Raw genomic sequence first — 21786 nt, forward strand, 5'->3', positions numbered from 1 at the left:
GTGGCGTATTTATTGGGTGTAGATACAGGTGGCACATACACCGACGCTGTCCTGCTGAAAGATGAGACTGAGGTGATTGCGTCCGCAAAGGCGCTGACCACGCGCGAAGACCTTGCCATCGGCATTGGCAAGGCCGTTAGACTGGTACTCGAAACATCGGGGATCGCGCCCGATACCATTTCGCTGGCCTCGCTGTCGACGACGCTTGCAACCAACGCGCTGGTCGAGGGGCAGGGTGGCCGCGTCGGTTTGATTTACATCGGGTTTCGCGCGCGGGACCTGGACGCCCATGGTCTGTCAGATGCGCTGAAGGGCGACCCCCATTTGATTTGCGCGGGTGGGCATGATCACGCTGGTATGGAAGCGCATCCATTGGACGAGGGGGCGATCACCGACTTCCTGCGCGCGCATCGTGATGGGGTCAGCGGGTTTGCCGTGGCGTCGCAATTTGCCACCCGCAATCCGGCCCATGAGGTGCGCGCGGCGTCGCTTGTGGCTGATATCACCGGGCGTCTGGCTTCTACCTCACATCAATTGTCGGCGCGGTTGAATGGACCGAAACGCGCAGTTACCGCAGTATTGAACGCACGCTTGATTGGCATGATAGAACGATTGATCGGTCGCGCCGAACAGGTGCTGCGCGATCTGGAAATCTCCGCACCGTTGATGGTTGTACGTGGAGATGGCGCGTTGATGTCAGCAGAGCAGGCGCGGGCCCGTCCGATCGAGACGATTTTGAGCGGTCCTGCAGCCTCGATTGTCGGGGCCCGCTGGTTGACCGGCGTGCAGCACGCTCTCGTCAGCGACATTGGAGGGACAACCACGGACATCGCCCTGCTTCAGAACGGAAAACCTGCCATTGATCCAGGTGGCGCGCAGGTCGGTCCCCACCGGACGATGGTCGAGGCGGTGGCCATGCGGACAACCGGTCTCGGGGGTGACAGCGAAGTACGGGTCATCGGCGAGGGTCTCAAGGGTGGGCTCAACCTGGGGCCGCGTCGCCTGTTGCCGGTCTCGCTGCTCGCGGTAGACGCTCCGAAAGCGGTGCATGACGCGCTCGATGCGCAAATGCGCAATACGGTGCCACGCGAATATGACGGCCGGTTTGTGCGTGCGGTGCCGGGGCAAAGCCTTGAAGGTCTTGGCCCCCGAGATACCGCGTTGCTGCGCCGGATTGGTGGTGCCGTTTGCCCGCTGGCAGACGTTGTTCGCGTTCGAATCGACACAGGCGCATTGTCCCGGCTTGTTGATCGTGGACTTGTTCAGATTTCTGGTGTGACGCCGTCCGATGCCAGTCATGTCTTGGGAAAGCTTTCCGGGTGGGATGCGGACGCCGCGGAAAAAGCACTGATGTTGATGGCGCGCCGACGACAGGGTTCAGGAGATGTTTTAGCGAAAAGTGCCAAATCACTGGCCCGGATGGTTGTTGATCGACTGACACATCAGACCGCTTTGGCTCTCTTGGAAACCGCGTTCGCGGAAGAGAGTACTTATTTTGGCGATGCGCCGCAGGCCCTCGCCAGTCACACTTTGATGCAAGCCGGTCTGCAGGACCATCGCGGGTTGGTGCGGCTCAGCGCCGGGCTCAACCTGCCGGTCGTGGGTCTTGGCGCTTCGGCGGCAAGCTATTACCCTGCGGTTGGCGTCTCCGTCGGCACGGAGATGATTTTGCCCGAACACGCCGATGTTGCGAATGCCATTGGCGCCGTGGTGGGAAGGATATCAATGCGATGCAGCGGATCCGTGACAGCCCCCAGCGAAGGCCTTTTTCAGGTGCACCTCAGAAATGGTCCGGTTGAAGTCGCTGATCAGGACGCTGCGCTGACTTTGTTGGAAACCAACCTGCGGGAGGAAGCCCGTGCAAAGGCTCATGCCGCAGGCGCTGAAGATCTGCAGATCACCACGACCAAAGACATTCGTGTTGCAGGTGTCGAGGCTCGTGAAGTGTTCATCGAAGCGGTTTTGACGGTCGAGGCCAGTGGTCGACCACGCGTGGCATCCGAATGACTTATCAGGATGCCATGCGGTGAAGGTCTTGAACTGAGCTTTCCGATGTTTCAGAGCTGACTCTGAAGGATGCTGTGATTTTGCCAAGAGACGCGACTTCATTTGCCAAAAGCTGCGTTGCGGCGTTGGTTTCCTCGAACATGGCTGCATTTTTCTGGGTCACATCGTCCAAGTTGCTTATGGATGCTGTGATTTCCCCCAGTCCGCCGGATTGTTCCGTCGCTGCGGCAGCCATGTCGCTGACCATATTGGCGACCTCGGATACGAACTCCTCAATTTCAGAGAGCGATTCTCCTGTTTTGGATACCAATTGAACGCCTTGCTCCACCTGTTCTGCGGAGGTGGAGATCAGTTTGGCAATCTGAGTAGCGGCCTCAGAGGACCGTTGCGCAAGCGCGCGAACTTCGGACGCAACCACCGCAAAGCCTCGTCCGGCCTCACCGGCTCGGGCTGCTTCCACGCCTGCGTTGAGGGCCAGCAGATTGGTTTGGAATGCGATATCATCGATCACCGACGTAATACTGGAAATCTCGGATGAGCTTTTGGAAATTGCATCCATCGCATCACGTGCGTCGCTCATGACATTGCTGCCAACCGATGCGCGAGACTTGGTTTTTTCGACAACAGTGCGCGTGTTTTCCGCCGTTTCAGCGGTTGATTTGACTGAAGCGGCCATTTCACTGATCGCTGCCGCTGTTTGCTCCAGTGCCGCGGCTTGGCTTTCGGTACGACTGCTCAATTCCCGCGACGCAGTGGTAATTTCTTTCGTGCCTGAACCGATTTCGTCACTGCTGTGTACAACGCCTTTCACGGTATCGCGGAGGCGTGACTGCGCAGTGTTGAAATCAACGCGCAGCATTTCGAATTCATTGGCAAAGGTTGCGTCAATTGACGCGCTGAGATCGCCTTGCGCCAATCGACTCATTGCTTCCTGCAGAATCGTGACGGCAAACATCCGGTTGCTCACATCCTGCGCGTATTTGACGATCTTGTAAGGCTTTCCATCGGCGCCAATGATTGGATTGTAAGAGGCGTTCAGCCACACCTTAGATCCGTCTTTGCCTTCGCGGCAGACTTCGCCTGCGATGATCTCGCCTTTGGCCAGCCTGCTCCAGTGGTCCGCGTATTCTGGGCTGTTGGCCTGCTCTTCGGTCAGGAACATGCGGTGGTGTTTGCCTTTGATTTCTTCCAAAGAGTAACCAACGGCGTTCAGAAACAATTCATTTGCATCCAGAATATGGCCATCGGTTGTGAATTCAATGCAGGCCTGAACCCGGCTGATGGCATCCACCTGTTCATTCGAACGTTTGCGGTCTGATACGTCATACGCCAGCATTACGATACCGGTTTGAACGCCCGCTTCGTTAAGAATGGGTGAGTAACTGCATTGTAACCACATCCCCGTGTCTGCCTTCGAGTAGCGACGAAAGCGACCGATACGGAATTCGCCGTTGCAAACAGCATCCCAGAATTCACCATATTCCACGGTCTTAACATACTTCTCACCCGCAAGCATGTGATGTGGCCGGCCAAGCAGCTCATCCCGCGAATAACCAAAAACAGACAAGAGGTTGTCATTTGCTTCGACAAAGTTGCCTTCAAGGTCAAAGACGGCCTTGCACTGATCGCCTTCGATCGCAGCCAACTGTTTTTGTGTGTCGATTGATGCCTGGTGTCGCCTTGTCACATCTTGCGCGATCAGTACGGTTTCCTGGTGTCCGGTATTCTCGTTTTTGACAGCGGTATACGCTCCTTCCAGCCAAACGAACGCGCCTGATGGCGTTTTGTGGCAAAGCACGCCCTGCTTGAGAATCCCGCTGTTCCCGGTTGCCGAGAACTCGATAACTGCCGAAGAGTCGCCGGCAAAATCCGATTGCGAACAGCCAAGGATATCTTGTTTTGTGCATCCCAAAGCTGTGCAAAAGGCCGCATTCGCTTCCACGACCTTGCCTTCTTCATCAAACCGAGCAACCACATGTGATTGATCCAATGCCGTCGACAAAGCCTGAGTGCCGCCAGACTCGGTAGCGGCCCCGGAATTGGTACGGGAAAAAAGACGCATCGTATTCTCCTGTTTTAGCCAGTCTTGTCTAAAGCAGGGTTCCTTAAGATCATCTTTATGTTTGCGGCACGGTATTCATATTCATGAGTGCGGGGCGCCCCTCTCACTCGGCAGCTTCGGACCTTTTGGGGAACACCCAGTCCGGGCGCGCAAAGTGACAGGTATAGCCGTTTGGAATACGCTCCAGATAATCCTGGTGTTCGGGTTCGGCTTCCCAGAAAGCGCCAACCGGTTCCACTTCGGTCACCACCTTGCCGGGCCACAGGCCAGAAGCTTCGACGTCCGCGATTGTGTCGAGTGCGACGTCCCGCTGGTCTTCATCCACGTAGTAGATGGCTGAACGGTAGCTGAGGCCGACATCGTTGCCTTGCCGGTTGGGCGTCGTCGGGTCATGTATCTGGAAGAAGAGCTCCAGCAATTGGCGGAAACTCACCTGCGTAGAATCAAAGATGATCTCGATCCCTTCGGCATGGGTACCGTGATTGCGATAGGTCGCCTGCGGTACGTCCCCACCGGTATAGCCCACGCGTGTCGAGATCACACCGGCGCGTTTGCGGATCAGATCCTGCATCCCCCAGAAACATCCCCCTGCCAGAACGGCCCGTTGATGGCTCATGCCACATCCTCCACCTGATCCACGTAATCACCGTAGCCTTCGGCCGCCATGTCGTCACGGTGCACGAACCGCAAGGACGCCGAGTTGATGCAATAGCGCAGCCCGCCCCGGTCGCGGGGTCCGTCGGGAAAGACATGGCCCAGATGGCTGTCACCATGGGTCGAGCGAACCTCCGTGCGGGTCATCCCCATGGTGGTGTCGCTGAGTTCGGTGACATTTGCAGGCTCGATGGGCTTGGTAAAACTTGGCCAGCCGCAGCCGCTCTCGTACTTGTCAGCAGACGCAAAAAGCGGCTCGCTGGAGACGATATCAACGTAAATGCCCGGCTCCTTGTTGTTCAAGAGTTTGCCGGTGCCCGGGCGCTCGGTCCCGCTCTGCTGGGTCACGCGGTATTCCTCAAGCGACAGGCGCGAGATCGCTTCATCTGTCTTTTCATATTTGGGCATAGGATGCTCCTTTTGTCCTTTGCTTAGTAAATGGGTCAAAAACGTCGGAGTTAAAGAGAAAAACACCTCCGATCACGCAGGCATGACTTTGCGCTCAGCCGCCCTAAATGTACCACCAAGCGAATAGGGAGAGCCTTATGAAACTTCTTTGCAGCATTTTTCTGGGCCTCTGGATGGCAACGGCAGCTTTCGCGGGCATGTCCAGCCACGTGTTCCCATCAATTGATGGCGGCACATTGAACACCGGGGATTGGGCGGGGCAACCGGTGCTGGTGGTCAATACCGCGTCGCAATGCGGGTTCACCGGGCAATATGATGGGCTGCAGGCGCTCTATGATACCTACCGCGACCAGGGGCTTGTGGTGCTGGCGGTCCCTTCCGACGATTTTCGGCAGGAGCTGGGCAGCGCTGAGGAGGTCAAGGAATTCTGCGAGCTGAACTTTGCGCTGGACCTGCCAATGACCGATATCACCCATGTTAAGGGCTCAAAGGCGCATCCGTTTTATCGCGATGTCGCCGACGCCACCGGGTTCACGCCGCGTTGGAACTTCAACAAGGTTCTGATTGGTCCGGAGGGCGATGTGATCGGCACCTGGGGCTCGGCCACGAAACCGCAATCCGCAAAAATCATCGGGGCAATCGAGGCGTTGTTGCAATAGCGTCAGATGCTGCCACGCCAGACCAGACGGGCATCACCCCCCTCCAACCCGGGGCTGATCCCATAGGCGGCACGGTAGCTCTTTGAAAAATGCGACAGCGATTTGAAACCACAGGCGACGCAGACCTCCGTCACCGAAAAGTCGGTTTGCCGCAACAGATCACGCGCTTTCTCCAACCTGAGCCGGAGATAATAGCGCTTGGGCGACACGCCGACGTACTTGGCGAACAGCCGTTCAAGTTGCCGCGTCGAGAGACCGATTGCGTCGGAAATTTCATCTGGTGTCAGCGGGTCTTCGATGTTGTTTTCCATGATCTGCATGGCCATGGCGAGCTTGCCATTGCGCACCTGTGTCCGGCTTTGCAGGGTGGCGCGCTGCGCGTGGTCGGGCAGGCGTGGATCGGTATAGACCATCTGGTCGGCAACCCATGTGGCCAGTTCGGTGCCATGATCCGCCTTGATCCGCTCCAGCATCATGTCCATGGAGGCCGCCCCGCCCGCCGTGGTGAAGACCCGCCCATCGATGGAAAAGATCGCGTCCTCCATGATCACATCGGGCAGGATTTCGGTGAGTGCCGCACGGTATTCCCAGTGGGTGGTCACGCGCTTGCCCGCCACCAGACCGGCCAGCGCCAGCACATAGGTCCCCGACGAGAGCGCGCCAAAGTCCATACCCTTGCGCACCTCGCGGCGCAGCCAGTTGACCAGGGGTTTACTCGTGTTGCGCCCCACGTCTTCGCCGGCACAGATCACGATGGTTTCGTTGCGGTCCAACGCGGTCAGGGTGCTATCAGCGGCGGTGGTGACCCCGTTGTAGGCCGTCACGGGTGCGCCCGTTTCGCTGAGCACCCGCCAACGATAATATGGCCCGCCTGAGGGGTGCCGGTTGGCGAGGCTGAGCGCTTCGAGCGCGCAGGCAAACCCAAGCTGCGAGAATCCCGGGATCAATACGAAAGCGTATGGTTTGATGGCATCACGCGGGGTCATCAGCGACAGGTCCAAAGCCAGCGGTGGTTTTAAACCTGACCCTAGACGTGATCGCAATGCGCAGACTGGTCGGTTTACGTCTTTGAATGTCGCGAAAGCTGTACGGCGAGGATGCCAAGCGCGATGATCGCCACGCCGATCACATCTCGGGCGCCCAGTTTCTCACCCAGCAGCAAGGCGGCGATGGCCACGCCGAGGAAGGGGTTAAGGAAATGGAAGGTGGCAGCTCGTGTTGCCCCGATGCGGTTGACCAGCCAGAACCAGACAAAGGTGGCCGCCAGACCGGGCACCAGCGTGGTGTAGATGAAGGCTGCAGCCAGCGGCCAGGTGGGGTTGAAGCGTGGCGTTTCGAAAACGGCCGTGGCCAGCGCCAGTGTCAGGCACCCCACAAGCATCTGCAGCCCCACGATCATCAGGAAGTTTCCGCCAGAGGTCGCCCCGCGCACGGAGAGTGTCGCGATGGTCAGAGCGACCACGCCGATGCCGCAGAGCATCAACCCATAAAGATCAATGCCGCCGGTGATGCGCGTGCCCATGATCAGCCCGACACCGACAACGCCCGCGACAAGTCCTGCGAAGCTGAGCGGGCGCAGCCCTTCCCCCAGAAAGGCCCACCCGGCCAGCGCCACCAACAGGGGCATGGTAGAGGCGATGATGGCGGCAACCGAGGCTTCGATGGTCTGCATCGCCACGAAGTTCAGGCCGAGGTAGACCGCATTTTGCAGGATGCCGAAGAGGATCGTGGCCCGCCATTGCGCAGGGGTCAGATGCCAGGACTGCCCCAAGGCACGGGCGATTGCGACGCCCAGCAGCCCAGAGATCAGGTAGCGCAGCGTCAAAGCGGCCAGCGGTGAGGCATCGGCCACGATAATGCGTGCAGAGGTGAAGGCCGAAGACCACATCAGGGCAAAGGCGAGCCCCGCAAGAATTGCTCGAATGTCCATGGGGGCCTTTCTGACGGATCTGTCTGCGGGCCGACCATTTCCCATATCCGCAGGGAGAGCAAGATGCGCCCGGACGCGTTGCCGTGTTTGCGCAGGCCGTTCATGCGCCGGATGCGATAGACAATCCCGCAGCGGGCGCTAGACTTCCCGCATAGGTTTAAATTCGCGGAGGGATTCCATGTCTGACAAAATGCTCGACGATACCAGCAAAGCGCCGGAAAAGGCAGGTGATGGGCGCATCGAAGCCCTGTTCTTCAAAAGCCGCAACGTGATCATTACGGGCGAGATCACCGACAAGCTGGCGCATCGCACCGTCACGCATCTGCTGGCGCTGGCCGAAGAAAGTGATGATCCGATCAATGTCTACATCTCCTCGCCCGGCGGGCATGTGGAAAGCGGTGACATGGTCCATGACGTGATCAAGTTCATCCGTCCCAAGGTCCGTGCCATCGGGTCCGGTTGGGTGGCCAGCGCCGGGGCGCTGATCTTTGTGGGAGCTGCGGCCGAGAACCGCTATTGCCTGCCCAACACGCGGTTTTTGCTGCACGAGCCGCGCGGGGGCATAGGCGGACAGGCGACCGACATGATGATCCAGGCCGAACAGATCCGGATCATGCGCGCGCGGTTCCACACGCTCTTTGCCGAGGCCACAGGGCAAACGCCCGAAAAGATCGCCGAGGATACGGGTCGCGATTTCTGGCTGACCACGCAAGAGGCGCTGGACTACGGGCTGGTGGGGCAGGTGATCTCCTCGGTCGATCAGCTTTAACCCGACGACGCTTGGCTGGGGGGCTGGGTTGATGCCGTCTCAGCCTCCAGAAATGTGGCGAGCACATCCGCCAGCGCGTCCCAGTCGGTGAATTCATGTTCCCCTGCGCCGGGATCATAATCGCGATCACGCAAGACGACATGGCGCAGGACCTGCGTTGCAAAGTAATCGTAACTGCCGGTGCGCACCGCCCCGGCCACAAGCGCGTTCAGGTCGGATTTGAACCGCGTGCGCATCTCCATTTCGGTAATGTACTCCTGGGCTTCCTCCATGCCGTCTTCAAAGGCAGCGCTCAGGCTGATGGACAGCAGTAACGTCTCGCGTTCCGCCAACTCTGCACGGTGCGCGCCAAGCACCACCTCGAATGTTTCGGGATGGCGCCGCTCATGCACAGGTGCCGCCAATATGACCTTGTCTATCGCCTCAAGCGACAGGGGAGCGGTTTTGTCAGCGGCATCAAACAGGGTCACATTGTACCCTGCCTTCTCTGCAATCCTCTGTGCGAATTCCGCGATTTTCCGGGTTTGCCCTTCGACCGTTGCGAAGATGATAAGAACGTTCATTGCAGCTTCCTCCATGCATCGGCACCGTTTGGCGGTGCCTCCAAATCCCCGCACCGTGGCGGGATAGCAGGCGCTGCAGAGATCGGTTTGGTCTCTTGTCCGAACGAGCATCGTGGACAGAGGTCAGTCTGCATGACCCTCCGGCAAGAGCCGTCGCAGCCAGAATCACGCAGGTTCTTTCACGGGTTGTGATCGAAACCTGATGAGAGGTTAGGGGAAGGGAGCAGAGCAGACCTTGTTCGAGATCAAATCACCGGCTGTCCGAGGGATCATCCGAACAGGCATAAAAAAAGGGCCGCCCGAAGGCGACCCCTGAAAGTCTCAGCGGAGCGGCGGTTAGCCGTTCACGCTGTCTTTGAGCGCTTTGGCGATAGTCATTTTGACCACCTTGTCCGCGTCTTTTTTGAATTGTTCGCCGGTCGCAGGGTTGCGCACCATGCGCTCGGGGCGCTCACGGCAGTAGATTTTGCCAACGCCGGGCAAGGTGACCGCGCCACCGCCGGATACTTCGCGTGTGATCAGGTCGCATACCGCTTCAAGGGCTGCGCCCGCTGATTTCTTGTCTGAACCCATTTCTTCGGCCAGTGCCGCAACAAGTTGGGTCTTTGTCATTGGTTTCGCCATGTTCTTGTTCTCCTTAGCTGCCCGATGAGTTGGGCCTCATGTCCGAAATCTACCCGGATGTTGTGTATGAACACAACGATTAGTAGAGCTTTGCAAGGAAAAACATGCAAAATTAACCTATTTTATTGGGTTTTTCGGTCTCAGAGGAAGGCTGTCTCCTCAAAGGACCGCAATTTCCGACTGTGGATGCGTTCCAACGGCATGGTGCGCAGCCGTTCCATGGCCCGAATTCCGATCATCAAATGCCGTGCAACTTGTGTTTTATAGAAGTCCGAGGCCATGCCGGGAAGCTTCAATTCACCATGCAGCGGCTTGTCGGACACACAGAGCAGGGTGCCGTAGGGTACGCGGAATCGGTAACCATTGGCGGCAATCGTGGCGCTTTCCATGTCGAGGGCAACGGCGCGGGACTGGCTGAGCCGTTGCACCGGGCCGGATTGGTCGCGCAGTTCCCAGTTCCGGTCGTCATGGGTGGCAACCGTGCCGGTGCGCATGATGCGTTTCAGTTCATATCCTTCGAGATTGGTCACCTGCGCCACTGCCTGTTCCAGCGCGATCTGGATTTCCGCCAGCGCCGGGATCGGTACCCAGACAGGCAGGTCGTCGTCCAGCACGTGATCCTCGCGCAGGTAGGCATGCGCCAGCACAAAATCCCCCAGCGCCTGGGAGTTCCGCAGTCCCGCACAGTGGCCAACCATCAGCCAGGCATGCGGACGCAGCACGGCAATGTGGTCGGTGGCGGTCTTGGCGTTGGAGGGGCCGACGCCGATGTTCACCAGTGTGATGCCCGACCCGTCTGCCCGCTTGAGGTGATAGGTCGGCATCTGCGGGGTTTTCACCGGGCTGGCCAGCGCCTGGTCGCCCTTGGTGATGGTCGCGTTATCCGTGGAGACGAAGGCGGTGTAGCCCGATTTCGGATCATCCAGTTGCGCACGGGCATAGGATTCAAACTCGGCGACGTAGAACTGATAGTTCGTGAACAGCACGTGGTTCTGGAAATGCGCGGCATCCGTGGCCGTGTAATGCGCCAGCCGGGCCAGCGAGTAGTCCACACGCTGCGCGGTGAAGGGGGCCAGCGGGCCGATGCCATCGGTGGGCACATAGGTGCCGTTCACGATGTCATCGTTGGTTGTGGTCAGATCCGGCACATCAAAGACATCGCGCAGCGTGAAATCCGCCGCCCCTTCCTGCGGCACGGTCATGGTGGCGTCATGTGCCACAGCGAAATGCACCGGCATAGGGGTCTCGGAGGCCCCGATGATCACTGGCTGATTGTGATTTTCGATCAGCAGGCCGATCTGCTGGGTCAGGTAGCTGCGAAAGAGGTCTGGGCGCGTGATCGTGGCGCGAAAACTGCCGGGGGCCGAGACATGACCGTAACTGAGCCGGGTATCCACCTGCGCAAAGGTCGAGGTCTTGAAGAGGACCTGCGGGTAAAACGCGCGAACCCGCCCGTCTGGCGCGCCGTCGGCCATCGCCTTGACGAAATGTGTGCATAGAAAGCCGGTGGCCTGTGTGTAGAGCTCCTCCAGCCGCGCAACGGCGGCCTTGGCATCAAGGAATTCTTCGGCCTCTGGGGCGTCGGGGGTCAGGATATCTGTCATGAAAGCGGCTCAATTACTGGAATGAATTCAAAGCTGCGCACATCGACAAGACCGAGATCGGAGATGCGCAGTTCCGGGATCACCACGAGGGCGAGCAGCGAATGCTGCATATAGGCGTTGTTGAGGGTGCAGCCACAATCGCGCATGGCCTGCATCATCTGGTCGGTTTTGGCGGCAATGTCCCGCGCCGGTTGGTCCGACATCAGCCCGGCGATGGGCAGTTCGACCAGCGCGGTCTCGATCCCGTCCTTGAAGATGACAATGCCGCCGCCGACCTCGCCCAAGCGGTTCGCCGCTATGGCCATATGCGCGGCATCGGTGCCGACGACAATCATATGGTGGCTGTCATGTGCGACCGTGGAGGCCATCGCCATCGGCCCCTCGTAGCCGAAGCCCGAGACAAAGGCGTTGGTCACGGATCCGGTGGCGCGGTGGCGCTCGACCAGCGCGATCTGGCAGACTTCACCAGTGGCCTGCACGCGCCCTTCGGTCACCGGCAGTTCGAATTGCAGCGCCTTGGTGGGGGCCTGATTTTCGACGACGCCGATGACGTTTGCGCGGACCGCATTGGCGCCACTGGGCGCCGGTATGGCGAAATCATCCGCCTCCAGCGCCTTGCCCATATGCACGGTCTGGCGTGCGGTCTGAGGCCAGTCATAATGCGGGCAGTCTACAAGGCATTTGCCGTCTTCCGCCACGATCTCACCGCGTGCGATGACGGTCTCTATCGGCAGGGTCTTCAAATCCGAGGTCAGAATTACATCTGCGCGCCGTCCCGGGGTGAGCGAGCCGATCTCGCGCTCCAGCCCGAAATGTGTGGCCGTGTTGATCGTGGCCATTTGCAGGGCCACCACCGGGTCACAGCCGCAGTCAATCGCGTGGCGCACAACACGGTTCATATGTCCGTCATTCACCAGCGTGCCTGAATGGCAGTCATCCGTGCACAGGATCATGTTGCGCGGATCGAGGCCCTTTTCGGTGATCGCCGTGATCTGGGTCTCCACATCGTACCACGCGGAGCCGAGCCGGATCATCGACCGCATCCCCTGTCGCATCCGCGCGATGGCGTCCTCTTCGCAGGTGCCTTCGTGATCATCTGCGGGGCCGCCGGCCACATAGCCTGCAAAAGCTGGCCCCAAATCGGGCGAGGCATAGTGTCCGCCCACGGTCTTACCGGCGTTTTGCGTCGCGGCCATCTCGGCCAGCATCTTGGGATCGGCGTTTGACACACCGGGGAAATTCATCATCTCGCCCAGCCCGATAATGCCCGGCCACTGCATGGCTTCCGCCACATCCTCTGCCGTGATCTCGAACCCCGTGGTTTCCATGCCCGGCGCCGAAGGGGCGCAGGAGGGCATCTGGGTGAAGATATTTACCGGCTGCATCAGCGCTTCGTCATGCATCATGCGCACGCCTTCAAGCCCCAGCACATTGGCAATCTCGTGCGGGTCGGTAAACATCGAGGTCGTGCCATGTGGGATTACGGCGCGGGCGAATTCCGCCGGGGTCAGCATGCCACTCTCGATGTGCATATGTCCGTCGCAGAGACCGGGGATCATGTACCGGCCCTGCGCCGCGATGATCCGGGTGTCAGGCCCGATGCAGTGCGATGCATCCGGCACCACACAGGCGATGCGACCGTCCGCAATGGCAATATCGTGGCCGTCGAGGATTTCACGCGTATGCACATTGACCCATGTGCCGCCCTGTATCACGGTGTCGGCAGGGGTGCGGCCCGTGGCGACGGCGATCAACCGACTGGCGGAATCGGGCCATGAGGGGAAAGAAGCATGCGTCATGTCCCTAGGTGCCACGGCAATCGGGAAGGTTCAAGCGGGGAGGGGCGGATATGGATTATGAAACGGTCACGGCCGAGGATTTCGGCAAAAGCCTGCGCGGCATCGGACTGAATCTGCTGGTCCGCGATGTCCGGGCCACCTGTGCCTTCCTCGCGGATGTCTTTGACTTCAACGCCCACCGGGTCAGCGACGATTTCGCTATCATCACAGCGGGCAAGGAGGTGTTCCAATTGCACGGCGACGGCACCTATGCGGATAATCCGCTGTTGGGTCTGCTCCCTGAGAACCCGCCGCGCGGCGCGGGTCTCGAAATCCGGCTCTATGAGAGCGATCCGGATGCCGCCGCGTCCAGGGCGGAGGCGTGCGGCGCCATGATCCTGCAGGCCCCGACCGACAAGCCCCACGGGCTGCGCGAAGCCTATATCCTATGCGGTGATGGTTATGCCTGGGTTCCCAGCCGCCCGCTCTGAGAACAGCAGGTAGGGTGGGCTTTCAGGCCACCTTCTGCGCTGCGATCTCCTCCCGCAGCCAGGTTGAAAAGGCGCGGGCGGCACTCATCTCATGGGCGCGGGGCGACTGGATCAGATAGTAGGCCTCCTGCATCCGGGCGCGATGGGAAAAGGGGGCGACCAGATGGCCCGCCTCAATCAGTCCACCCGCAATGGCATCATGCGCCAAGGCGAGCCCGCCACCGGTCATGGCAACCGAAAGCGGCACGGAATAGGTGGTCGCATAGGTAATGTGTGGATCGGGCCAGTCGAGCGTCTGCTCTTCCGCCCAGACCGCCCAAGTGCCCATCATGTTGGCGCAATCGTAAAGCGGCTGGTCCGCCAGCGTCTGCAATGTCACCGCATAGCCAGGCGCACAGACCGGATAGTAGTGATCGGTCAGCAGCACTTCGGCATGCACGCGGTCTGACGGGCGCAGGGAAAAGCGAATTTCCACATCGGCGCCGTCTGCCATATCCCGTGGCTCCCACAACTCGGTGACGATATTGATCTGCACCTCCGGGTGCCTGGCCCGAAAGCGGATCAGCCTCGGCGCAAGCCAGTGAATCGCAAAGGTCAGGTTCGATTGAACCTGCAGGACATCGCTTTCGTTGCGCGTCAGGGCGCGGGTGCCATGGGCCAATGTGCGGAAAGCGTCGCGCACCACCGGCAGATAGCTGATGCCGGTCTGGGTCAGCTCCAGCGCGCGGGGGCGCCGGTGAAAGAGCGGTCGCCCCAGAAACCCCTCGAGGGATTTGATCTGCTGGCTCACCGCGCTCTGGGTCATGTTCAGATCGCGGGCGGCCCCGGTAAAGCTCAGTGTCCGGGCCGAGGCCTCGAAGGCGCGGAGCCAGTTCAGAGGGGGCAGGTCAGCCATTATAACCACTTCATTAGTTTTACTTATGGCCAGCTTGCGTTTTTTTCGTTGGTCAGGCAAGCGGCTTGGATGTTGTCATGGGGACAGACGACCCGGAGGATACCCGTGACGGAAATGCGCCCGAATATGGAGAACTGGCAGGAGCGGGTTGACCTCGCCGCCGCCTTCCGCTGGACCGTGCGGCTGAACATGCACGAGGCGGTGGCCAATCACTTCAGCCTCGCGATCAACGAGGATGGCACGCGGTTCCTGATGAACCCGAACCAGATGCACTTCTCGCGCATCCGGGCCTCGGACCTGATCGTCGTGGATGCCAATGACCCGACCAGCATGGAGGGCCCCGACGCGCCGGACCCAACGGCCTGGGGGCTACATGGCGGGTTGCACCGGCATTGCCCGCACGCGCGCTGCGCCATGCATGTGCATTCGCCCTACGCCACCGCGCTGGCCGCCTTGGCCGACAGCCGTCTGCCGCCGGTGGACCAGAACGCCTGCACCTTTTTCAATCGCTACGTGATCGACGACAACTATGGGGGGCTCGCCTTCGAGGAGGAAGGGACGCGCTGCGCTCAGCTTTTCGACGATCCGAAAAAGAAGGTCATGATCATGGGCAATCACGGCATCATGATCATTGGCGACACGGTCGCCGACACCTTCAACCGGCTCTATTACTTCGAGCGCGCCTGCATGACCTATATTCTCGCGCTGCAGACCGGCCAGCCGCTGCGCGTGTTATCGGACGACGTCGCGGAAAAGACCGCACGGGAACTGGAAAGTTACCCCGAACAGGATGCCCGGCATCTGGCGGAATTGAAGGCGATCCTGGATGAGGAGGGCTCGACGTATGCCCAGTGATACAGAAGCCCAGGAGAGAGCCAGCCATGCGGAGGGGCGCGAGGCCGGACGCTGGAACTTCCGGCCCCCAACGCCGCTGGCGCAGAACCCGCTGTTTCAATGGCCGCCGCGTCCGCGCGCGATTTTTGGGTGGTACGCGGCCTTCTGGTTGGAAATCTCGACAACAACCTTGTGCTTTGCGCTGGCCCTGCTGGCCTATTTCGCAATTCTGCCGGAACTGGCGGAGATGCAGGTGTTGGCTTGGGGTTGGATCGCGAAGGTCTGGCTGGCCAATCTGGTGCCGCAGGTGATCTGTGCGGGCATGCTGCACTACTGGCTGATCATACGCAAAGGGCAGGGCGACCGCACCAAATACGACCCGCGCGATCAGGCGCGCACCAACGGCACCTTCACCTTCGGCAATCAGGTGCACGACAATATGTTCTGGCACATCGCCAGCGGCATTACCCTGTGGACCGCTGCGCAGGTACTGGTCTTCTGGGCAATGGCGAATGGCTATGCGCCAAGCATGCTCTTTCCGGGCAATCCGGTCTGGTTTGTGGCGTTTTTCGTGCTGTTGCCAATTTGGTCGAGCTTCCATTTCTACTGGATTCACCGACTGCTGCACTGGCCGCCGCTTTACAAGCTGGCGCATTCCCTGCACCACCGCAACGTGAACGTGGGGCCATGGTCAGGCATCTCGATGCACCCGGTTGAACATCTGCTCTTCTACACCAATTTTGCCATTCATTTCATCGTCCCGAGCCATCCGCTGCATGTGCTTTTTCACGGCTACGTGCAATCCACCCACCCGGTATTTTCCCATTCCGGCTTCGAGGAGATCGTGGTGGGAGATAAGCGGCAGGCAAAGGCGGGCGTGTTCTTTCACCAGCTGCACCACCGCTATTTCGAATGCAACTACGGCACGGTCGAGATGCCCTGGGACCGCTGGTTCGGCAGCTACCATGACGGTTCGGCGCAGGCCACGGAAGAGACCCGCGCGCGCAAGAAACAGATGTACACCTGATGGTGGTCCGCGTGGTCATCGACGATCTGTCTTGCTGGACGAGCACGCGGCGCTTGGGGAAGTGAGGCCGCGCGCCGCCTTCCCTTCACCGTACGCAAGAGACCTGACAGATGACGATATTTGGCCTGACTGACGAACATCAGATGATTGCGGAGACCGTCCGCAGCTTTGTTGAAAACGAAATCTACCCCCATGAAGAACTGGTCGAACGCGCCGGCGAAGTGCCTGCTGAGATTGCGCAGGAGATCAAGCGCAAGACGATTGAGCTGGGCTTTTACGCCTGCAACTTTCCAGAAAGCGTAGGTTGCGCAGGGCTGAACCATCTTGAGTTTGCACTTGTCGAGCGGGAATTGGGGCGCGGCTCCATGGCGCTCAATCATTTCTTCGGACGACCGCAGAACATCCTGATGGCCTGTGAAGGCGCGCAGGTGGAGCGTTACCTGATGCCCGCGGTGCGGGGCGAGAAGACGGACGCGCTGGCCATGACGGAACCGGGCGCGGGGTCGGACGTGCGGGGCATGAAATGTGCCGCCGTGCGGGACGGTGGCGATTGGGTGGTGAATGGCACTAAGCATTTTATCTCGGGTGCGGAGCACGCGGATTTCGTCATTGTCTTCATCGCAACCGGAGAGGACCAGACGCCGAAGGGACCGAAGAAGCGGATCACGGCGTTTCTGGTGGATCGCGGCACGCCCGGTTTCACCATCCGCGACGGGTACAAGTCCGTGAGCCACCGTGGCTACAAGAACATGATCCTCGATTTCGATGACTGCCGTCTGCCGGACGCTCAGGTTCTGGGGGAGGTCGATGGCGGGTTCGAGGTGATGAACACCTGGCTCTACGCGACGCGGATTACCGTCGCCACCATGAGTGTGGGGCGCGCGCGGCGGGTGTTCGACTATGCTCTGAACTACGCGGCAGAGCGCGAGCAGTTCGGCCAGAAGATTGGCAAGTTCCAGGGGGTCAGTTTTCAACTTGCTGATATGATTACCGAAATCGACGCAGCAGATTTACTGACCCTTGCCAGTGCTGACCGGCTGGACAAGGGATTGCCCGCGAACCGAGAGATCGCGAGCGCCAAGCTCTATGCGTCCGAGATGCTGGCACGGGTAACGGATGCGGCCATTCAGATTCATGGCGGAATGGGTTTGATGGACGATTATCCGCTGGAACGTTTCTGGCGGGATGCGCGGGTGGAACGCATCTGGGATGGGACCAGCGAGATCCAGCGTCATATCATCAGCCGCGATCTGCTGCGGGCGCTGGGGGCATAGAGGTTTGTGCCTCCGGCGGGGATATTTTTGGCCAGAAGAAGCTTGCGGAGGCTTCAGGTGAGCTGTGACCTTGGTCGGATGTTGCGGCCCCGGTCGGTGGCGGTGGTTGGCGGTGGCCCTTGGTGTCGTCAGGTGCTGCGCCAGCTCCACGGCATGGGGTTTTCAGGAGACATCTGGCGGGTACATCCCGACCCGGCGTCGGTGGAGGGGGTTGCCGCCGTGGCATCGGTTGCTGATCTGCCCGGTGTGCCGGATGCTGCGTTCATCGGTGTGAACAGGCACCTGACCGTGCAGGTCGTGTCGGCTTTGGCGCAGATTGGGGCGGGGGGCGCGGTCTGTTTCGCGTCAGGCTTTTCCGAAGCGACTGGAGAAGATGGCAGCGCCCATGATCTGCAATCGGCTCTGGTTGCGGCGGCGGGCGACATGCCCATTCTCGGACCCAATTGTTATGGGTTCATCAACGCGCTGGACGGCGCATTGCTCTGGCCGGATCAGCATGGCTGTGTGTCGGTGGAGCGGGGTGTCGCGATCCTGACGCAGAGTTCCAACATCGCGATCAACCTGACAATGCAACAGCGTGGGCTGCCGATTGCCTTTGTCGGGACCTGTGGGAACATGGCCCAGACCTCGCAGGCAGACATGGCTTCTGCGCTGTTGGATGACCCGCGGATCACCGCGATTGGCCTGCACATCGAGGGGTTCGGGGACACTGCCGCCTGGCACGCGCTGGCCATGAAAGCACATGCCAGGGGGGTACCGCTGGTGGCTTTGAAAGCGGGCATGTCGGAGGAAGCACAGCGCGCGACCCTGTCACACACCGCCTCTCTTGCGGGCAGCGATGCCGGGGCTGCTGCACTTCTGGCACGTTTGGGTGTCGCACGCGTCCATGATTTGCCAGGCCTTCTGGAGAGTTTGAAGCTGCTGCATGTCGCGGGTCCGCTGGAAACCTCGGCGTTGTCGAGCATCAGTTGCTCGGGGGGGGAGGCCAGCCTTGCCGCAGACGCCGCGATGGGCATGCGGTTGTCTTTCCCTGCGCTGGAACCTCGGCAAAAGACGGCGTTGCAGGAGGTATTGGGCCCGATGGTGGCCCTGTCCAATCCGCTGGATTATCACACTTATATCTGGGGGGATGCCGAGAAGATGGCAGCAGCCTGGACGCCGATGGCGGCGGCACACATCGGGTTGGTTTTGATCCTCGTTGATTACCCGCATACCGATGCTGCGGATTGGCACTGCGCGACCAAGGCGGCGATTGCGACCCACCGGGCCAGCGGGCGGCCCGTGGCCGTGGTCTCGACCTTGCCGGAACTGATGCCCGCTGAGGTTGCCGCTACGTTGATGCAGGCCGGGGTTACCCCGCTATTTGGTTTGCGCGAGGCGATGGTGGCGGCGGAGGCGGCGGCGCATCTGTCCGCGCCTTGTGTCGCGCCGCCCTTGGTTGCGTCGCCGCCCGCCACGCCCCGGATGCTGAAGGAGGCAGAGGCGAAAGACCTGTTGCAAAGCTTTGGTGTGGCCGTGCCGGTCCATGTGGTCTGCGAGGACGTTTTGCAGGTTGATGCCAAGGCGCTGCGCGCGCCCTTGGCGCTGAAGGCACAGGGGATTGCGCATAAGTCTGAAGCTGGCGGGGTGCGTCTTGGCCTGTCGCACGGCGATCTGCCCGATGCGGCGCGGACGCTGCCCAATGGCAGTTTGCTGATCGAAGAGATGGTGCAGGGCGGTATCGCTGAACTGCTGATCGGGGTTACGGTGGATGCCGCACACGGCTACGTCCTGACGCTCGGAACCGGCGGTGTCCTGACGGAATTGTGGCAGGACAGCGTATCGTTATTGCTGCCGGTGACCGAGATGGACGTCCGGCAGGCCCTGTGCCGCCTCAAAACCTACCCGCTGCTGACCGGGTTTCGCGGCAAGCCACCCATTGATTTGAGCGCGATTGTCGAGACCGTTATGGCGCTACAGAGATGTGTGATTGCGCATCAGGGCCAGATCGCGGAAGTTGAGATCAACCCGCTGATCTGTACACCAACATCGGCGGTTGCCGCGGATGCGTTGATGGTGCTGGGTACGTCGGCGATTTCAGAAGGAGACAGGCATGAACCCGATCAAAACTGCTCGTAAAGGAGCCATTCTTGAGGTCACGCTGGACCGGCCAAAGGCAAATGCCATCGATCTGAAAACCTCTCGCATCATGGGCGAGGTCTTTGCCGAGTTTCGCGATGACCCGGACCTGCGTGTCGCCATCCTCACCGGTGCGGGTGAGAAATTCTTTTGCCCCGGATGGGATCTCAAGGCCGCAGCCAAGGGCGACGCGGTCGACGGGGATTACGGCGTTGGCGGGTTTGGTGGATTGCAGGAGCTGCACGGCTTGAACAAGCCGGTGATCGCTGCGGTCAACGGGATCGCCTGCGGGGGTGGGCTGGAACTGGCGCTGAGCGCTGACATGATCCTCGCGGCGGACCATGCGACTTTTGCTCTGCCGGAAATCCGGTCGGGCACGGTGGCGGATGCGGCATCGGTCAAGCTGCCCAAACGCATCCCCTACCACATCGCGATGGAACTGCTCCTGACCGGCAGATGGTTTGATGTCCATGAGGCGCATCGCTGGGGGCTGGTGAACGAGGTCGTGCCAGCGGCAGAGCTTGTGCAGCGGGCGTGGACGCTGGCTGAATTGATCGCGTCTGGTCCGCCGCTTGTTTACGCGGCCATCAAGGAGATCGTGCGGGACGCGGAAGACGCCAAGTTCCAGGACGCGATGAACCGGATTACCGGGCGGCAGCTGGAAACGGTGGACCGGCTATACGCTTCCGAGGACCAGTTGGAAGGCGCGCGCGCCTTTGCTGAAAAACGTGATCCGATCTGGAAAGGCCGCTGATTGGATTTGCCGAAGCCACCCGTCTCCCGCTATGGGAGTTCACAGTTTGAAAGAATAGTGTGAGTATCGATGAAACTGCTTTTTGTGCACCAAAACATGCCCGGCCAATATCGCGAGATCGTGCAGTGGCTGCTGGCAGCGGGCGGACATGAGATCGCGTTTCTGACCCAGCGCCGTAACCCGCCGAAGTTCGATGGGGTGCGCACCATCATCTACAAACCACATCACGTGCCGGGCAAGGACGCCTACGGGCTGTCGAAGGTCTGGGAAGAGGCCACCGGTTCCGGCTTTAGTGCGGCGATGGCGGCCCGCAAACTGGAGCGCGACCACGGCTTCAAGCCGGATATCGTGGTGGGGCACGTCGGCTGGGGCGAGCTGACGTTCTTCAAACAGGTCTGGCCGGATGTGCCGATCATCGGGTATTTCGAATACTACTATAATCTGCACGGCGGGCTGGTGGGGTTTGACCCGGCAGAGACGGTGTCGGATCACGCCCCCTTCCTGATGCAGGCGCGAAACGCGATACCTCTTGCGAACATTGAGACCGTCGATCTGGGGCAATGCCCGACCCAGTGGCAGCGCGACCGCTTTCCGGCGAGTTTCCATGACAGAATGTATGTCTGTCACGACGGCATCCGGACCGATACGCTGGTGCCCGATGCCGATGCATCTCTTTCTCTGGGTCGGCTGGATCATCCGCTGACGCGGGAGGACGAGGTGATCACCTACGTGGCGCGCAATCTGGAGAAGACACGCGGATTCCACGTGTTGATGCGCGCCTTGCCCCGCATTCTGCGGGAACGCCCGAAGGCGCGTGTGCTGATCATCGGCGGTAATGATGTCTCTTACGGCGGCAAATCCGAGCGCCCCGGCGGCCTGCGTCGTGAAATGGAAGAGGAAGTGGGGCAGGACATCGACTGGAGCCGCGTACACTTTCTGGGGCAGATTCCCTATCCGGAGTTCCAGAAACTGGTGCAGCTCAGCCGCTGTCACATCTATCTGACGATGCCTTTCGTGCTGTCCTGGTCGCTGATGGAGGCGATGGCAATGCAGGCGACCATCGTGGCCTCGGACGTCTTGCCGGTGCGCGAAGTGATTACGCATGGGGAAACCGGGCTGCTGGTCGATTTCCACGATCCGAATGCGTTGGCGCAGCAGGTCATTGATGTGGTGTCGGACCCCGGCGCCTTTGCCCATCTTGGGCCTGCCGCACGCGGGCATATCGTGCAACACCACGATTTTCTGACCCGCTGCCTGCCGGAACACCTGGCGCGCATCAACGGTCTGGTCCCGAAGGCCAAAGAGATCAGGATAGACGCCTAGCGCATCTTGCAC

The 21786-nt window shown here is 60.2% G+C and carries 20 protein-coding genes; 10 read left to right on the forward strand and 10 right to left on the reverse strand.

The window, feature by feature from the left end; all coding sequences use genetic code 11:
* On the forward strand, nucleotides 1–2007 hold the full coding sequence (locus tag Q1A07_RS10250) for a hydantoinase/oxoprolinase family protein (protein ID WP_299780373.1): 2007 nt from the start codon (nucleotides 1–3) through the stop codon (nucleotides 2005–2007).
* Nucleotides 2008–2011: 4 nt separating this feature from the next.
* On the opposite strand, the gene Q1A07_RS10255 is transcribed toward Q1A07_RS10250, so the two are convergent.
* The 3 genes from Q1A07_RS10255 to msrB all read right to left on the reverse strand — a co-directional run bounded on the left by Q1A07_RS10255 (nucleotide 2012) and on the right by msrB (nucleotide 5131).
* Nucleotides 2012–4069 carry a methyl-accepting chemotaxis protein gene (locus Q1A07_RS10255; RefSeq protein ID WP_299780375.1) on the reverse strand — a complete coding sequence of 686 codons (2058 nt, stop codon included), beginning with the start codon at nucleotides 4067–4069 and terminating at the stop codon, nucleotides 2012–2014.
* A gap of 103 nt (nucleotides 4070–4172) precedes the next feature.
* Nucleotides 4173–4685, reverse strand: coding sequence for a peptide-methionine (S)-S-oxide reductase MsrA (gene msrA / locus Q1A07_RS10260; protein ID WP_299780377.1), 513 nt, complete (start codon nucleotides 4683–4685; stop codon nucleotides 4173–4175).
* Complete coding sequence (msrB, locus tag Q1A07_RS10265) at nucleotides 4682–5131, reverse strand: peptide-methionine (R)-S-oxide reductase MsrB (RefSeq protein WP_299780379.1); 450 nt, start codon at nucleotides 5129–5131, stop codon at nucleotides 4682–4684. Before msrB ends, msrA begins: the two co-directional genes overlap by 4 nt.
* A gap of 173 nt (nucleotides 5132–5304) precedes the next feature.
* On the opposite strand from msrB, the gene Q1A07_RS10270 reads away from it, so the two are divergent.
* The gene (locus tag Q1A07_RS10270) at nucleotides 5305–5790 is read left to right on the forward strand and encodes a glutathione peroxidase (protein WP_299781948.1); all 486 of its coding nucleotides are present in this window, start codon (nucleotides 5305–5307) and stop codon (nucleotides 5788–5790) included.
* 2 nt (nucleotides 5791–5792) lie between these two features.
* On the opposite strand, the gene Q1A07_RS10275 is transcribed toward Q1A07_RS10270, so the two are convergent.
* Together Q1A07_RS10275 and Q1A07_RS10280 are read right to left on the reverse strand one after the other, a co-directional pair.
* Entirely contained in the window at nucleotides 5793–6776 is a 984-nt protein-coding gene (locus Q1A07_RS10275) for a GlxA family transcriptional regulator (protein WP_299780381.1), read from the reverse strand.
* Nucleotides 6777–6850: 74 nt separating this feature from the next.
* On the reverse strand, nucleotides 6851–7720 hold the full coding sequence (locus Q1A07_RS10280) for a DMT family transporter (RefSeq protein WP_299780383.1): 870 nt from the start codon (nucleotides 7718–7720) through the stop codon (nucleotides 6851–6853).
* A 178-nt stretch (nucleotides 7721–7898) separates the two neighbouring features.
* Here Q1A07_RS10280 and Q1A07_RS10285 point away from each other — a divergent pair, with 178 nt between their 5' ends.
* Nucleotides 7899–8489, forward strand: a complete 591-nt coding sequence (locus tag Q1A07_RS10285; protein ID WP_299780384.1) for an ATP-dependent Clp protease proteolytic subunit — start codon at nucleotides 7899–7901, stop codon at nucleotides 8487–8489.
* Here Q1A07_RS10285 and Q1A07_RS10290 read toward each other — a convergent pair.
* The 4 genes from Q1A07_RS10290 to ade all read right to left on the reverse strand — a co-directional run bounded on the left by Q1A07_RS10290 (nucleotide 8486) and on the right by ade (nucleotide 13079).
* A complete protein-coding gene (locus tag Q1A07_RS10290) occupies nucleotides 8486–9052 on the reverse strand; it encodes a flavodoxin domain-containing protein (RefSeq protein ID WP_299780385.1) in 567 nt (188 codons plus the stop codon). The two genes, Q1A07_RS10285 and Q1A07_RS10290, sit on opposite strands and share 4 nt — an antisense overlap.
* 336 nt (nucleotides 9053–9388) lie before the next feature.
* Complete coding sequence (locus Q1A07_RS10295; protein WP_195821270.1) at nucleotides 9389–9676, reverse strand: HU family DNA-binding protein; 288 nt, start codon at nucleotides 9674–9676, stop codon at nucleotides 9389–9391.
* A 140-nt stretch (nucleotides 9677–9816) separates the two neighbouring features.
* Entirely contained in the window at nucleotides 9817–11280 is a 1464-nt protein-coding gene (locus Q1A07_RS10300; RefSeq protein ID WP_299780386.1) for an AMP nucleosidase, read from the reverse strand.
* Entirely contained in the window at nucleotides 11277–13079 is a 1803-nt protein-coding gene (gene ade / locus Q1A07_RS10305) for an adenine deaminase (protein WP_299780388.1), read from the reverse strand. Before ade ends, Q1A07_RS10300 begins: the two co-directional genes overlap by 4 nt.
* 50 nt (nucleotides 13080–13129) lie before the next feature.
* Between ade and Q1A07_RS10310 the strand changes: the two genes are divergently transcribed.
* On the forward strand, nucleotides 13130–13549 hold the full coding sequence (locus Q1A07_RS10310) for a VOC family protein (protein WP_299780390.1): 420 nt from the start codon (nucleotides 13130–13132) through the stop codon (nucleotides 13547–13549).
* Nucleotides 13550–13571: 22 nt separating this feature from the next.
* Here Q1A07_RS10310 and Q1A07_RS10315 read toward each other — a convergent pair whose 3' ends face one another.
* On the reverse strand, nucleotides 13572–14444 hold the full coding sequence (locus Q1A07_RS10315; protein WP_366944075.1) for a LysR family transcriptional regulator: 873 nt from the start codon (nucleotides 14442–14444) through the stop codon (nucleotides 13572–13574).
* Nucleotides 14445–14543: 99 nt separating this feature from the next.
* Here Q1A07_RS10315 and Q1A07_RS10320 point away from each other — a divergent pair, with 99 nt between their 5' ends.
* The 6 genes from Q1A07_RS10320 to Q1A07_RS10345 all read left to right on the forward strand — a co-directional run bounded on the left by Q1A07_RS10320 (nucleotide 14544) and on the right by Q1A07_RS10345 (nucleotide 21774).
* Complete coding sequence (locus Q1A07_RS10320) at nucleotides 14544–15299, forward strand: class II aldolase and adducin N-terminal domain-containing protein (protein ID WP_299781952.1); 756 nt, start codon at nucleotides 14544–14546, stop codon at nucleotides 15297–15299.
* Nucleotides 15289–16305, forward strand: a complete 1017-nt coding sequence (locus Q1A07_RS10325) for a sterol desaturase family protein (protein WP_299780392.1) — start codon at nucleotides 15289–15291, stop codon at nucleotides 16303–16305. Before Q1A07_RS10320 ends, Q1A07_RS10325 begins: the two co-directional genes overlap by 11 nt.
* Before the next feature lie 110 nt (nucleotides 16306–16415).
* Nucleotides 16416–17579, forward strand: coding sequence for an acyl-CoA dehydrogenase family protein (locus Q1A07_RS10330; RefSeq protein ID WP_299780394.1), 1164 nt, complete (start codon nucleotides 16416–16418; stop codon nucleotides 17577–17579).
* A gap of 57 nt (nucleotides 17580–17636) precedes the next feature.
* Nucleotides 17637–19697, forward strand: a complete 2061-nt coding sequence (locus Q1A07_RS10335; RefSeq protein WP_366944076.1) for an acetate--CoA ligase family protein — start codon at nucleotides 17637–17639, stop codon at nucleotides 19695–19697.
* Complete coding sequence (locus Q1A07_RS10340; protein WP_299780396.1) at nucleotides 19672–20451, forward strand: carnitinyl-CoA dehydratase; 780 nt, start codon at nucleotides 19672–19674, stop codon at nucleotides 20449–20451. Before Q1A07_RS10335 ends, Q1A07_RS10340 begins: the two co-directional genes overlap by 26 nt.
* Before the next feature lie 69 nt (nucleotides 20452–20520).
* The gene (locus tag Q1A07_RS10345) at nucleotides 20521–21774 is read left to right on the forward strand and encodes a glycosyltransferase family 4 protein (RefSeq protein WP_299780398.1); all 1254 of its coding nucleotides are present in this window, start codon (nucleotides 20521–20523) and stop codon (nucleotides 21772–21774) included.
* The last annotated feature ends 12 nt before the right edge of the window (nucleotides 21775–21786 follow it).

This window comes from uncultured Roseobacter sp., from assembly GCF_947492555.1.
In the GTDB taxonomy this organism is placed as follows: Bacteria; Pseudomonadota; Alphaproteobacteria; order Rhodobacterales; family Rhodobacteraceae; genus Roseobacter.

Coding starts and splice junctions, on each gene's coding strand:
- Q1A07_RS10325 (WP_299780392.1), top strand. CDS start 15,289: ATGCCCAGTGATACAGAAGCCCAGGAGAGAGCCAGCCATGCGGAGGGG.
- ade (WP_299780388.1), bottom strand. CDS start 13,079: ATGACGCATGCTTCTTTCCCCTCATGGCCCGATTCCGCCAGTCGGTTG.
- Q1A07_RS10295 (WP_195821270.1), bottom strand. CDS start 9,676: ATGGCGAAACCAATGACAAAGACCCAACTTGTTGCGGCACTGGCCGAA.
- Q1A07_RS10275 (WP_299780381.1), bottom strand. CDS start 6,776: ATGACCCCGCGTGATGCCATCAAACCATACGCTTTCGTATTGATCCCG.
- Q1A07_RS10255 (WP_299780375.1), bottom strand. CDS start 4,069: ATGCGTCTTTTTTCCCGTACCAATTCCGGGGCCGCTACCGAGTCTGGC.
- Q1A07_RS10340 (WP_299780396.1), top strand. CDS start 19,672: ATGAACCCGATCAAAACTGCTCGTAAAGGAGCCATTCTTGAGGTCACG.
- Q1A07_RS10285 (WP_299780384.1), top strand. CDS start 7,899: ATGTCTGACAAAATGCTCGACGATACCAGCAAAGCGCCGGAAAAGGCA.
- Q1A07_RS10290 (WP_299780385.1), bottom strand. CDS start 9,052: ATGAACGTTCTTATCATCTTCGCAACGGTCGAAGGGCAAACCCGGAAA.
- msrA (WP_299780377.1), bottom strand. CDS start 4,685: ATGAGCCATCAACGGGCCGTTCTGGCAGGGGGATGTTTCTGGGGGATG.
- Q1A07_RS10345 (WP_299780398.1), top strand. CDS start 20,521: ATGAAACTGCTTTTTGTGCACCAAAACATGCCCGGCCAATATCGCGAG.
- Q1A07_RS10330 (WP_299780394.1), top strand. CDS start 16,416: ATGACGATATTTGGCCTGACTGACGAACATCAGATGATTGCGGAGACC.
- msrB (WP_299780379.1), bottom strand. CDS start 5,131: ATGCCCAAATATGAAAAGACAGATGAAGCGATCTCGCGCCTGTCGCTT.
- Q1A07_RS10310 (WP_299780390.1), top strand. CDS start 13,130: ATGGATTATGAAACGGTCACGGCCGAGGATTTCGGCAAAAGCCTGCGC.
- Q1A07_RS10280 (WP_299780383.1), bottom strand. CDS start 7,720: ATGGACATTCGAGCAATTCTTGCGGGGCTCGCCTTTGCCCTGATGTGG.
- Q1A07_RS10315 (WP_366944075.1), bottom strand. CDS start 14,444: ATGGCTGACCTGCCCCCTCTGAACTGGCTCCGCGCCTTCGAGGCCTCG.
- Q1A07_RS10300 (WP_299780386.1), bottom strand. CDS start 11,280: ATGACAGATATCCTGACCCCCGACGCCCCAGAGGCCGAAGAATTCCTT.
- Q1A07_RS10270 (WP_299781948.1), top strand. CDS start 5,305: ATGGCAACGGCAGCTTTCGCGGGCATGTCCAGCCACGTGTTCCCATCA.